This is a genomic window from Caulobacter sp. DWR1-3-2b1 (genome assembly GCF_049895765.1).
GTDB lineage: Bacteria > Pseudomonadota > Alphaproteobacteria > Caulobacterales > Caulobacteraceae > Caulobacter.
Genome location: NZ_JAFCSZ010000008.1, coordinates 68,312 through 80,894 on the forward strand (window position 1 = coordinate 68,312; position 12,583 = coordinate 80,894).

General features: G+C 65.0%; 12 protein-coding genes. 4 read left to right on the forward strand and 8 right to left on the reverse strand.

Annotation, left to right across the window (positions count from 1 at the left end):
- Window positions 1-43 precede the first annotated feature (43 nt).
- From ACP69S_RS09935 to ACP69S_RS09950, 4 genes are all read right to left on the reverse strand, one after another.
- Window positions 44-2,500, reverse strand: a complete 2,457-nt coding sequence (locus ACP69S_RS09935; RefSeq protein WP_425996738.1) for a TonB-dependent receptor — start codon at window positions 2,498-2,500, stop codon at window positions 44-46.
- Between the two features lie 104 nt (window positions 2,501-2,604).
- The gene (locus ACP69S_RS09940) at window positions 2,605-3,492 is read right to left on the reverse strand and encodes a LysR substrate-binding domain-containing protein (protein ID WP_425996739.1); all 888 of its coding nucleotides are present in this window, start codon (window positions 3,490-3,492) and stop codon (window positions 2,605-2,607) included.
- A gap of 437 nt (window positions 3,493-3,929) precedes the next feature.
- The gene (locus ACP69S_RS09945; RefSeq protein ID WP_425996741.1) at window positions 3,930-4,871 is read right to left on the reverse strand and encodes an electron transfer flavoprotein subunit alpha/FixB family protein; all 942 of its coding nucleotides are present in this window, start codon (window positions 4,869-4,871) and stop codon (window positions 3,930-3,932) included.
- Window positions 4,872-5,618 carry an electron transfer flavoprotein subunit beta/FixA family protein gene (locus ACP69S_RS09950; RefSeq protein ID WP_425996743.1) on the reverse strand — a complete coding sequence of 249 codons (747 nt, stop codon included), beginning with the start codon at window positions 5,616-5,618 and terminating at the stop codon, window positions 4,872-4,874.
- Between the two features lie 235 nt (window positions 5,619-5,853).
- On the opposite strand from ACP69S_RS09950, the gene ACP69S_RS09955 reads away from it, so the two are divergent.
- Window positions 5,854-6,117 (forward strand): hypothetical protein, encoded by a 264-nt coding sequence (locus ACP69S_RS09955; RefSeq protein WP_425996745.1) that lies wholly within the window; start codon window positions 5,854-5,856, stop codon window positions 6,115-6,117.
- 115 nt (window positions 6,118-6,232) lie between these two features.
- On the opposite strand, the gene ACP69S_RS09960 is transcribed toward ACP69S_RS09955, so the two are convergent.
- Entirely contained in the window at window positions 6,233-6,811 is a 579-nt protein-coding gene (locus tag ACP69S_RS09960) for a cob(I)yrinic acid a,c-diamide adenosyltransferase (protein WP_425996747.1), read from the reverse strand.
- 26 nt (window positions 6,812-6,837) lie between these two features.
- Window positions 6,838-7,035, reverse strand: coding sequence for a twin transmembrane helix small protein (locus ACP69S_RS09965; RefSeq protein WP_425996749.1), 198 nt, complete (start codon window positions 7,033-7,035; stop codon window positions 6,838-6,840).
- A gap of 312 nt (window positions 7,036-7,347) precedes the next feature.
- On the opposite strand from ACP69S_RS09965, the gene ACP69S_RS09970 reads away from it, so the two are divergent.
- From ACP69S_RS09970 to ACP69S_RS09980, 3 genes are all read left to right on the forward strand, one after another.
- Complete coding sequence (locus ACP69S_RS09970; RefSeq protein ID WP_425996750.1) at window positions 7,348-7,572, forward strand: hypothetical protein; 225 nt, start codon at window positions 7,348-7,350, stop codon at window positions 7,570-7,572.
- Window positions 7,569-8,216 carry a TetR family transcriptional regulator gene (locus ACP69S_RS09975; RefSeq protein ID WP_425996752.1) on the forward strand — a complete coding sequence of 216 codons (648 nt, stop codon included), beginning with the start codon at window positions 7,569-7,571 and terminating at the stop codon, window positions 8,214-8,216. Before ACP69S_RS09970 ends, ACP69S_RS09975 begins: the two co-directional genes overlap by 4 nt.
- A 74-nt stretch (window positions 8,217-8,290) precedes the next feature.
- The gene (locus ACP69S_RS09980) at window positions 8,291-8,899 is read left to right on the forward strand and encodes a TetR/AcrR family transcriptional regulator (protein ID WP_425996753.1); all 609 of its coding nucleotides are present in this window, start codon (window positions 8,291-8,293) and stop codon (window positions 8,897-8,899) included.
- A 123-nt stretch (window positions 8,900-9,022) separates the two neighbouring features.
- Here the strand turns inward: ACP69S_RS09980 and ACP69S_RS09985 are convergent, their stop codons facing one another.
- Window positions 9,023-10,630: a serine hydrolase gene (locus ACP69S_RS09985; RefSeq protein WP_425996755.1), complete on the reverse strand. Its 1,608-nt coding sequence runs from the start codon at window positions 10,628-10,630 to the stop codon at window positions 9,023-9,025.
- Window positions 10,631-10,857: 227 nt separating this feature from the next.
- Window positions 10,858-12,564: an acyl-CoA dehydrogenase family protein gene (locus tag ACP69S_RS09990; protein WP_425996757.1), complete on the reverse strand. Its 1,707-nt coding sequence runs from the start codon at window positions 12,562-12,564 to the stop codon at window positions 10,858-10,860.
- Window positions 12,565-12,583 lie beyond the last annotated feature (19 nt).

Consider the following 12,583-nt stretch of genomic DNA (forward strand, 5'->3'; position numbering starts at 1 on the left):
TTGGAGCAGGCGGCGGACGGGCAAGCCGGCCGCCGCCCACGACCTAGAAGTCAGCCGAGAGGGTGACAAAGCCCATACGGGGCGCTTGCGGGAAAGCGGTGTAGCCACCCGAATTACTCGTGACGCCAGCCGTGGAGACCCCCTTCTTGTCGAACAGGTTCGTAACATTGGCGCTGACCCGCGCGCCCTTCAGGAAGCCGCCTTCGGCGAGTTCGAAGGTGTAGCCGGCCTGCAGGTCGACCAGCATCATCGACTTCACAGACAGGTCGTTGAGATAGGTCACATAGCGCTTGCCAACATAGTCGCCGCTGATCTGGGCGTCGAAATTGCCATAGCTGAGGCGAGCGATGGTCTTGTTCATCCACTTCGGCGTCAGCGGCACATATTTGCCCCCAGTGGCCACGGTGACCGGCGTCGAGACGCCGCCCACAAGCGTTGTGCCGCTCTGATAGTTCTGGTCGTATTTGGACTGATTGTACGAGAGCGCGTTGTACAGCTGGAAGTGGTCCCCGAACTTGAGCGTGCCGGCGACGTCGATGCCCTTGGTGGTCACGCCACCGACATTGGCCAGGATGGCGGGCGCCGGGTTGATGAAGTTGTAGGGTGCGATGTTCAGCAGGCGGTTCTTGAACTTCACATTGTAGAGGTTGACCTGCCCTTCGACGCCGGTGATCGGGCCGAGATTGACGTCTCGACGCGATCGAAGGCCCAGTTCGTAGGTCCATGCAGTTTCAGGTTTCACCGTCGACTTGAACAGTTCGAAGGCTGCCTGGGTGCCAAGGCTCCACGGCGAGAAGCCGTAGAAATTGCTGCCGGCCCCGTACGGAATGAATTGGCGCATGTTTTGCTGCACGTTGACGAACACCTGGTCGTTCTCGTTGGCGTCCCACAACAAGCCCAGTTGCGGCAGGAACCACTTGTTCGACTCGATGCTGCCCGTCGGATAGCGCACGGGCACCGCCACCGTCGGCAGGTTCCGCTGGTTGATCGGGAACTTGCCTGTCGCGTCTTGCAGGCTGGATTTGAAGCCGGCCTGAAGGAGCAGCTTCGGCGTCACGCGCCATTGGTCCTGCAGGTGCAATTGAATGTCGTTGGTAAAGAACTCGGCCGCATATTGGGTGAGGGCCTTGTTGCCCCGCGGCACGTCGTAGGGTGACAGGTTATTGTTCGCGGCCGTCATCGGATACCAGACGCGATGCTGGGCCGGCTCATTGTGCTCGAACCAGAAACCACCCTTGATCTGATGGTCACCCAGCGTCCACTCGACCGTCGAAAGCGCGCCAGGACGATTGATGCGATATTCGGTGGTGCGGACCGCGTTACCCGAGCCGCCGAACAGATTAACGATGTTCTGTAGCGAGCCGGCGCTGGTCGCTGAGCCGCCCACGACCAGATTTGGATAGTAGGTGGCGAACAACGCCGGCAGGCCAGCATTATTGACCGGTCCAGACACAATGCCGCGCCCGAAATTATAGTGATAATAGACTTGGTTGGTCCAGGTGAAGTTTTCGGTCGGCGTCCAGACGTAGCGGAGGTAGGACAGGATGTCTTCGCGCTGCGCAGCGCTGAAACAATTGGAGAAATTGTTTCCCTGAGCGGGCGGCGGAGTGCCAGGGCCGCCCGTCAAGCTGCTCGTGCAGGCCGCAAGATCGGGATAGTGGAACGGGCGTGTATACGGCGTGAAGCCTTGGCCGGCGGCATTCTGCTGGCTGCCAAAGGCGGTGGCGTCTTCGTTCGGCTCGACCTTCATCTGCCAGTCAGCATAGAAGGTCAGTTCGCCGTGCTCGCCCTCATGGACCAGCTTGAGGTTCACCTGATGGCCGCGCTGGTGACCATCGAAGTCCCAGGCCTTGGCGTCGTGACGCAGGTACGACACATAGCCCTTGAAGCCGGCGCCCATCTCGCCGCTATCGAGGCGCAGGAAGGTGCGGCTAGTCTCGTTGCTGCCGACTGTCTGACGGACGGCAAAGACCCGCTCTGCTAAGGGCGCGCGGGTGAAGGTCTCGATCGCACCGCCCAGGTTGCTGGTCGAGGCCACGCCAAGCGAGCCTGCGCCCGATGAAAGGGTCACGCGCGCGACGTTCTCGCTTGAGACTGAGCGTGAGACCGACAGGCCATTGTAATTGCCGTACTGCTGGTCGCCCAGCGGCACGCCATCCAGGGTGTAGCCCAACTGCTGGGTCGAGAAACCATGGACAAAAAGCGACAGGTTTTGCTCGTTGTTGCCCCACGGGTCGGCTGTTCGATAGACAACGCCGGGCAGGAACTGGATCGCCTTCAGCGGATTGGCGCCGGGTAGCACCCGCTGAATCTGCTGGCTCTCCATGGCTACGGCTGAGCGGGTCTCGCGGGTGCTGGTGACCACGACCTGCTCGACATCTGTGGCTTCAGTTGGCGAGGTCGCGGTGTCTGCAGCATGGGCGGCCGTGGCTAGAAAAGCGCCGGTGGCGACGCCGCAGAAGAGCCGCATGGAGCGGCCGATCGGTCCGTGAAAATTCATCTGTACCCCCTTGTGCGCAATACGGTGCGCGTTGCCCTGGGGGCTGGAATATGGGCGGCTCGAGACGCCACCGCGACAGTCTGACGACGCTAGTGTGACCGCGCTCAACTCTTCAGATCGCGTCCGATCGCCGTCTCGGCCACGAACCAGTCGCGCAGCTTGAGCAGTCGCGCCAGCTTGGGATTGTCGGCGCGCCAGACGAAGTGGTGGCCGGTGTCGATCTCGACCTCGCCCGCCAGGGGGCGCATCAGGCGACCGTGGCGGAGGTCGCGCTCGGACAGGCCGCTGCGGGCGAGGGCGACGCCCAGGCCTTGGGCTGCGGCGTCCAGCATCATCGAGGTGTCGTCGAAGCCCAGGCTGGGCGGCAGGTCAGGCATGGGCAAGCCCATGGCGTGGAACCAGGCGCTCCAGGGCAGGGCGGTGTGGCGCAGCAGCGGGGCGTTCAGCAGGTCCTCGGGCTTGTCGATCGGGTGGCGCTTGAGGAGAGCGGGGCTGCACACCGGGAACAGGCGCTCGCTGAGCAGGCGCACCGACTCAAGCCCGGGCCAGGGTCCAATACCAAAGCGCAGGGCGACGTCGGCGCCGTCCGTGGAGAGGTCCGATACCCGGTCTTCGACGCGCACGGTCAAGTCCAGCTCGCCGGTCTCCGCCGAGGCCCGCGCCAGCCGGGTGACCAGCCAGCGGGTGGCGAAGGCCGCCCCGGTGCTGAGCACGATAGGTCCGCAGGCGGCGTTGCGGGCGGCCTGCACGCCGCGCTTCAGGCCAGACAGGGCCTCGGTCACGCTCGCGCCCAGGGCCGCTCCGGTGACGGTAGGCTCCATGCGGTTGCCTTGGCGCAGGAAAAGGCGAACGCCCAGTTCCTCCTCCAGCTTGCGGATCTGCTGGCTGACCGCGCCGTGGGTGACGAACAGCTCGTCGGCCGCCCGGCTGTAGCTGCGGTGGCGAGCGGCGGCCTCCAGGGCTGTCAGGGTGGAGAAGGGCGGCAGGCGCATGATCTTGGGATGTTAGCGCAGCTCACAAGCTGGACCAATAGAGATCGTTGGTTTTCGGAAGGCGCAGCAGCGATTGTCTCCTCGGCGCCGCTCTTTCCACCCACCCCTCCCCGAAAAGGTGACGAGATGAAGATCCTGCTTGTCGCGGGCGCGCTGACGCTCGCCGTTTTCCTGGCCGCTGGCCGCTGGCCGCTGGCCGCTGGCCGCTGGCCGCTGGCCGGCCCGCCCTGCCGCTCGACGATCTGCGTTGGCAGCGCGACCTGTCCTATTCGGTGGCGCCCTATGCGACCGCCAAGATCGGCCGTCCCGAAGCACCGCGCCAGATCGCCATGGCCTCGTCGACCCTGCAGCGCCGATGACAGCGGCGCTGCCGCCCCGCCCAACAGAAAAGGCCCGGAGTCGCCTCCGGGCCTTTTCCATTTCGGTGTTGCCGAAGCCTACTTTCCGGCTGCTGCGAGCGCGTCCATCAGTTCGGGTACGGCGGTCTTGTAATCGGCGACCAGGCCAAAATCGGCGACCTGGAAGATCGGGGCGTCGCTGTCCTTGTTGATGGCGACGATGATCTTGGAGTCCTTCATGCCGGCCAGATGCTGGATGGCGCCCGAGATGCCGATGGCGATGTACAACGCCGGCGCCACGACCTTGCCGGTCTGACCCACCTGATAGTCGTTGGGGGCATAGCCCGCATCGACCGCCGCGCGCGAGGCGCCGACGGCGGCGCCCAGCTTGTCGGCCAGGGGCTCGATGATCTTCTGGAACTCCTCGGCCGAACCCATGGCCCGACCGCCCGAGACGACGATCTTGGCCGCGGCCAGTTCTGGACGATCCGACTTGACCATCTCTTCGCTGACGAAGCGGGTCTTGTCGGCTTCCGCGCCGCCGACCGTTTCCACGGGAGCGGAGCCGCCTTCTTCCGCCGCCGCGAAGGCGGTGGGACGGACGGTGATCACCTTCTTGGCGTCCGAGGACTGGACGGTTTCGAGGGCGTTACCGGCATAGATCGGGCGAACGAAGGTGTCGGCCGAGACGACTTCCACGATCTCGCTGATCGGGGCGACGTCCAGCTTGGCGGCGATGCGCGGCGCGAAGTTCTTGCCGCCCGAGGTGGCTGGCACGAGGATCGCGTCATAATTACCGGCCAGGGCAAGCACGGCGTCGGCTTCCGCCTCGGCCACGCCATGACCCAGGGCGGCGCTTTCGGCCAGCAGGACCTTGCGGACGCCGCTGATCTTGGCGGCCGCGTCGGCCACGGCCTTTGCGCCCTGACCAAGGACCAGGATATCCACGTCGCCCGAAAGCTTCAGGGCGGCGGTGACGGTCTTGTGGGTGCCATCGCGCAGGTGCGCGTTGTCGTTATCGGCGACGACGAGAACGGCCATCTAGAGCACTCCCGCGAGGTTGAGCTTGGACACGAGATCAGCGGCGGTCTCGACCTTGATGCCGGCCGAGCGCTTGGCGGGCTCGGTGACCTTGAGGACCTTGAGGCGCGGCGCAACATCGACGCCGTAGTCGGCGACGGTCTTGCTCGCGATCTCTTTTTTCTTGGCCTTCATGATGTTGGGCAGCGAGGCGTAACGCGGCTCATTCAGGCGCAGGTCGGCGGTGATCACGGCGGGCAGATCGACGTCCAGCGTCTGCAGGCCGCCGTCGACTTCGCGGGTGACCTTGGCGGTCGAGCCCGAGACTTCGAGGGCCGAAGCGTAGGTGGCCTGAGGCCAGCCCAGCAGGGCCGACAGCATCTGGCCAACGGCGTTGTTGTCGCCGTCGATGGCCTGCTTGCCCATCAGCACGAGGCCAGGTTGCTCTTCGCCGATCACGGCGGCCAGCAGCTTGGCGACGGCCAGGGGTTCGGGGTCGGCGTCGGTCGTAACCAGGACGCCGCGGTCACCGCCCATGGCCAGGGCCGTGCGGATCGTTTCCTGGGCTTGCGCCGGACCGATGCTGACGATGACGATCTCGGTCGCCACGCCCTTTTCCTTCAGGCGCACGGCTTCTTCGACCGCGATCTCGCAGAAGGGGTTCATGGACATCTTGACGTTCGCCAGATCGACGCCCGTCTGATCCGCTTTGACGCGAACCTTCACGTTGTAATCGATAACCCGTTTAACCGGGACTAGGACCTTCATCGGGTTTCACGCCTCCAGGCTGCGTTTCTCTCCTGCGTGAGCAGGGGAATTACCTTTTCCGCACTGCAATGCAAGTTGCCCTTCGCGTCAGCGTAAGGGTCATCGCTCCACCGCTTAAACAAATGTAGGGCACTTCGCGCGCGGCGTCTGGTGACGCGGTGGTCCCCTGCGCGAAAAGGGCTGGGCGCGCGAAAGAACTGGTCAGGCTTTCGGCCCGCCACTAGAGAGCCGGACCATGAACCGCACGATCAATCGCCTGAAGATCATCTTCGTCGGCCTGTTTCTCGTCAGCACCCTCGCCGTGCTCGGCTACCACTATCTGTGGGTCTGGCCGAAGGAGCGCTGCGAGGCGCGCGGCGGGGCCTGGGCCGGCAGGTGGCTCAAATGCGGTACGATCTATTCGATCGAGACCCTGACCCGCCGGCCCTTGAATGTGCCGCCGATCAACGGCGAGGCTCCTGAGACGCCGACGCCGACGCCCGCGCCCACCAAGAAATAGACTTGAGCCCTTTCCGACCTGATGGCTTCATCAGGGTCGGGCGAAAAGGGCTCTAAATCAAAAGTTTAGAGCATTTTTCGATCCGATAACCGTTTCACACTTATCGGAAAATGCTCTAGCGCGTCGCGCCGGGCTTCCAGAGCACGTCTCCCGCACCCTTGTCGTTGGCCCAGCGGGCAGCGACGAACAGCAGGTCGGACAGGCGGTTGAGATATTTCAGCGCCGGCTTGCCGACAACCTCGCCCTCGGTTTCCGACAACAGCACCACCACCCGCTCGGCGCGGCGGCAGACCGTACGCGCCACGTGCAGGGCGGCCGAGGCGGGGGAGCCGGCCGGCAGAACGAACGAAGTCAGAGACGACAGCTCGTCGTTCAGGCGGTCGATTTCCTGTTCCAGGCGCTCGACCTGGCTTTCGACAATCCGCAGGGGTTCCCAAGCGGGTTTTTCGTGCTGTTCCGGCGTGGCCAGATCCGCGCCGAGGTCGAAAAGGTCGTTCTGGATGCGCTCAAGCATGGCGTCGAGCTGCGGATCGTGCGCGGTGTATTGTCGCGCCACGCCCAGAAACGCGTTGGTCTCGTCGACGCCGCCATAGGCTTCAACCCGCAGCGAAGCCTTGCTTACGGGGGCTCCCGTGGCCAGACGCGTCGAGCCGCCATCGCCTGTGCGCGTGTAGATCTTGTTGAGCGTGACCATGGGTCGCGGACCGCCGTTATCGTATTTTAGCGCGTGCGCCACCAATATGCGGCCACCAATACGATGATCGCGACGAACTGCAACACCACGCGAAGCCGCATCAGCTTGTTGGAATTGGAACGGCCGAAGTCGCCGCCGCGGAACAGGGCATAGAGCCCGCCGCTGAGCGCGAGAAGCACCGCCAGAAGCGCGGCCGGAACGAGGAAGTCGAACAGTCTGTCCATGAGATGGAAGATAGGCGTTCGAACGGAACTTTGCCACTCTGCTTCGCTTTGACGGAACGGCGTCCGATGAGCAAATTCGACGAACGAGTTCGTTGGGCGCATTTGTCGCACTAGCATAATGCGACCGCTCACATACATAGAAACCCGGCCGACGTTCGGTGATTTTAGTCCTCTCCAGTGGTTGCAATCCCGCCAGTACGGCGATATGCCCCCCGCTCCGATTTTCATAGTATGCGTTCGTTGAACATGATCGCCCCCTCACCGCAGATCTTTCGACGCTTCTTCCCCAGCGGGGAGGCAGGAAAAAGAAAAATGGCTCAGGCCGCTATAGGCGCCGTCGCGTTCTCCGCGTCGGAACGCGAAGACGCCATGGCGGAAGTCCGCCAGCTGATCACCGACCTGCGCGACGCCGCGCAGGATGGCCGCCAACTGGCGCGCCGCTACGCCGACGTCCTTCAAAACGTCGTCGATGAATATTGCACTGAGTTCGAGAAGCGCGCCGAGGCCGCTCTCGCCCGTCTGGAGGCCGCCGCATGAGCTTTGTATCCGTCAATATCGAGTCGGCGACCGACGCCCCCGTCAAGCTGACCCGCCGGGCCCTGGCCAAGCAGCGTACGCGCGAACGCGTCCTGTCGGCCGCCCGCCGTCTGTTCAGCGAGCGTGGCTACGAAGGCGCGACCATCCGCGACATCGCCCAAGCGGCTGGCATGTCGACCGGCGCCGTGTTCGCCAGCTTCGCCGACAAGACCGAACTGTTCGACGAGATCCTGACCGCCGACTACGAAGTCATCTACGCCCAGATGGTCCAGGCCGCCCGCGCCGGCGCCACTGTGGATGAGGCTCTGCTGGGCCTGTTCGGCGTCGCCTATAACTTCCACCTCGACCAATTGCCGCTGCTGCGCGCCAGCATCGCCGTTTCGTGGACCCGCACCGAGGCCGCCGAGCGTCGTTCGCGCGCGGATCTCAAGCACATCTTCCGCCTGATCGGCGAGGTCACCCAGCGTGGCATCGATCAGGGTCAGCTTAAGAGCGGCATCGACGCAAAGCTCTTGGCTGAAATGACTTGGGACGTGTATGTCGCCAACTATCGTCGCGCTGTCTATGACGGCTGGGCGGTGGATGCGTTGCTGGCGCGGCTTTCGGATCAACTGAAGGTCATTTTCGCGGCCGCTCGCGCCTGATCCGGGGGACGCCCCGGTGTGGGGCGGGGCGTCCTGATCATAACTAGACGCTAGCGTGTTCGAGGGGGACGGGCTTGGGCGTAAGAGACGACCAGAAACAGGCGACGCGCGAGAAGGTCCTCGAGGCCGCCCGCGACCTGTTCAACGACGTCGGTTACGAGGAAACCACCATCCGCGCTATTGCGGAACGAGCGGGTGTCTCGGTCGGCAGCGTTTTCACGACCTTCGCCTCCAAGGCCGAGGTGCTCAGCCACGTCATGGAGCACCGTCTCGCCGACCTCTACATGGAATTCGATCGGGTCCTGCCCTATCTGCGGGGCTCGACCGCAGACCGGCTCTGCTCGATCTTCGCGATCCACTACGAGTTCGAGACCCGGCGGGTGAAGCTGTTCCTCGCCCACATCGCCGCCTCCTACAGCCCCAGCGTCGATCCCGGCGTCACGCCCTATGGCCGCAACGAGCGGCTGACCGACATGCTGCGCGACGTGCTGGCCGAAGGGGTCACGCGCGGCGAGGTGCGCGTCGATCTGGACCAGCAGCTAGCCATTGAACTGTTGAAGGCCGCCTACGCCTGGAATTACCGCATGGCCGCCCTTAGCGGCGGCAAGGGCGATGCCTTGGCCATGTCGGCCGCCATGGAACGTCAGATCATGGCCATCGCCGACGGCTGGCGACCCCGCTAGAGCATTTTCCGATAAGTGTGAAACGGTTATCGGATCGAAAAATGCTCTAAACTTTTGATTTAGAGCCCTTTTCGCCCGACCCTGATGAAGCCTTCAGGTCGGAAAGGGCTCTAGGTCCGAAGTCTAGGGCAGCCGCGTCAGTCGCAGGTCCTGATAGTCGAATGAGAAATCGGCGAGAGGCGACACCGCCTTGAGCAGAGCCGACGTCACCGCGCCGCCCGCGACGTCGAAGGTGATGAAGGCGTCTTCCTGGGTGCGGTCGTCGAAGACGGTCTTGAAGGTCTCGCCGTCGAACAACTCCAGCTTACCTTGCAGGGCAGGGGTCTTGTCGAACGAGACGGTCAGGCCCTTGGCCTTCTTCCCTTTTGCCTTGCCGATGGTGACCGTGCCGTACCAGGGGTCGCGATAGACCCCGACATAGGCGTCCAGCGGCAGGCTCGGCGCCTTGCCGCCGGCCTTGGGCGTGGCGGCCTCGGCGGCGTCCTTGATGGCCTGGGCGTCGGCCTCGGCCTGGACGCGCTTGCTTGAGGCGATCCAGTCGTAGTCGCTGCGCCCCTGCAGGCGGTCGGGACCGCCATAGCGCAGCGCGCGCAGCACCGGGTTTTCCTCGGCGTTGGTCATCACCATGATGCCGGACCTCCGGCCGGGCAGCAGGCCCGTATAGGAAATGAAACCCGCCAGGCCGCCGGTGTGCCACAGCAGCCGCTCGCCGCGATGGTCCTGCACGAACCAGCCCAGGGCATAGGCCTGCATCGAGGGGCGCGCAGGGTTCTCGGCGGTCGGACCATCGGAAGAGGTGGTGATGGTCTGGGGCTTCCACATTTCGCGGGCCGTGGCCTCGCTCCAGAGCCGATTGCCGTTTGGCAGGGCGCCCTGGGCCAGCTGCGCCCGCATCCATTTGCCGATGTCGGCCGGCGTGGTGTTGACCCCGCCGGCGGCGGCGGCCGAGGCGAAGCTGTCGTCGAAGGGCAGGACGGTTTGGGGTCCCATGCCCCGCACAGGCGGCCCCAGGCGACAATGCGGCTCGGCCCGGCGGTTCTTGTCGACCTTGGCCGGCGTCGGGGTCGTGTCGGTCATGCCGAGGGGATCGAAGATCCGGGTCTGGACGAAGTCTTCCCACGGCTTGCCGGTGACGGCGGCGACCACCTCGCCAGCGGCCACGTAGAGGACGTTGTCATAGGCGTAGCCGCCCCGGAACTGGCTGCCGATGGGCAGGTATTTGAGACCCGCCACGATCTCGGCCCGGGTGTGGGTCGGCGCTGGCCAGATCATCAGGTCGCCAGCGCCAAGCGTCAGGCCGCTGCGATGGACCAGCAAGTCGCGCACAGTCATCAGTTTGGTGACCACCGGGTCGCTCATCGCGAAGTCGGGCAGGTAGCGGGCGACGGGCGCATCCCACTCGACCTTGCCTTCCTCGACCAGCATGGCCAGGGCCGCGGCCGTCATGGCCTTGGTGTTGGAGGCGATGCCAAAGATGGTGTTCTCGTCGCACCGGGCCGGCGCGCCCAGGCGCTTGACGCCGTAGCCCTTGGCCAGGGTGATCTCGCCGTTCTCGACCACGCAGACGCCAAGGCCTGGCTGGTCGGGGAGGCCGGCCATGACTTCCTGGGCGTATTTATCGACCGCCGCGGCGACCGAGCCGGTCTCCCTGGCTTTCGCTGTGCCGAAGGCAGCCAGCCCGCCGGTGGCCAGTACGGACAGCAGGGCGGCGCGGCGGGTCGTGGCGAGCATGGTGCGTCCTTGGCGGCAGGCGTGCAGGCGTGCAGGCGTGCAGGCTATGCTGATGCTTGTGCGTGCGGCAAGCACTCGGACGCCCCGTCCGTCACGGCGTCTATCGACACCGCGCCACCTCCCCCGCTTCGCATGGGAGGAAAAGGTTCTATCTCCTCACCCGTGAAATGGGGGAGGTGGCGCGGTGCGAATACGCAGCGTGACGGAGGGGGCGTTCGGCTCCGGGCCTAGTTCCCGCCGTCCAGCAGCCGTCGCGCGATCACCTGGGCTTGGATCTCGCCAGCGCCTTCGAAGATGTTGAGGATCCGGGCGTCGGCCAGCAGGCGGCTGACGACATATTCCATCGCAAAGCCGTTGCCGCCGTGGATCTGCAGGGCGTTGTCGGCGGCGGCCCAGGCCACGCGGGCGGCGATCAGCTTGGCCATGCCGGCTTCCACGTCACAGCGCTTGCCCTCGTCCTTCTGGGCGGCGGCGAAATAGGTCAGTTGGCGCACGCCCATGATCTCAGCGGCCATCATGACCAGCTTGTTGTGGACCCGCGGGAAGTCGAAGATCGCCTGGCCAAACTGCTTGCGGTCCAGGGCGTAGCCGAGCCCGGTCTCCAGCGCCGCCTGCGCCACGCCGACAGCGCGGGCGGCGGTCTGGATGCGGGCGCTCTCGAAGGTGGCCATCAGCTGCTTGAAACCTTGGCCGGGCACGCCGCCCAGCAGGTTGTCGGCCGGCACGGTGAAGCCGTCGAAAGCCAGCTCATATTCCTTCATGCCGCGATAGCCGATGACGCCGATCTCGCCGCCGCTCATGCCTTGCGCCGGGAAGTCATCACCCGGGGCGCCGCGCGGCTTGGGAGCGAGCAGCATCGACAGGCCGCGATAGTCGGTGGTGTCGGGCTCGGTGCGGACCAACAGGGTCATCATGTCGGCGCGGGCCGCGTGGGTGATCCAGGTCTTGTTTCCGGTCACGACGTACTGGTCGCCGGTCAGGGTGGCGCGCGTGCGCAGCGCGCCCAAGTCGCTGCCGGTATTGGGCTCGCTGAAGACGGCGGTCGGCAAGATCGAGGCGTCCGACAGCTTGGGCAGCCAGTACTGCTTCTGCGCCTCGGTGCCCCCGGTCAGGATCAGCTCGCCGGCGATTTCCGAGCGGGTGGCCAGGGAGCCAACGCCGATCCAGGCGCGCGACAGCTCTTCTGAGACCACGCACATGGCGGTCTTGCCCATGCCACTGCCGCCATATTCCTCGGGGATGGTCAGGCCGAACACGCCCAAGGCGCCCAGTTCCTCGACCAGCTCGATGGGGATCAGCTGATCCTTCAGGTGCCATTCGTGAGCGAAAGGCGTGACCTTTTCCTCGGCGAAGGCGTGGAACTGGTCGCGGATCATCTCGAAGGTTTCGTCGAGGCCGGTGTTTTCCAGAGTCGGACGACCGCGCGCCTCGGCCAGGCGCTGGGCGATGCGGGTCTTCACGGCTTGCGTACCGCCCTCGACCATCAGCTTCATCAGGCCGTTGGAATAGAGCCGGTTCAGCACCGCGCGGTCGGTGACCAGATGGGCTGGACGAACGATCTCGCCCTGGTTCATCGGCACGCCGCCGACCAGTTGGGCGCAATATTCGGAGAACAGCAGCTGGGCCAGCAGGGCCTCGACCTCGCCAAATTGGCCGACCGCCTGCAACCGCTCGGCCCAGCCGGCGACCTGGTTCATCAGCTCGGCATAGGCCGCATACCAGCCATAGCCGTGAACCTGATGCTGATGCTCGTCGGCCAGCTTGCGGTCGATCCTGCCGTCCGCGCCGACGATCGCCGCCTTCACGGCGGGCTTGGCCTCGGCCACAAACAGCTGGGCCGCGTCGGCGGCTTCGCGCAGCAATCCAGTGAGGCCTGGAAGGATCAGGGTCTCGGTGGTGGCAGCGCCAGTCCCTTGGGCGATGATGTTGGTCATGGCTTGCTCCCCTGTGCCG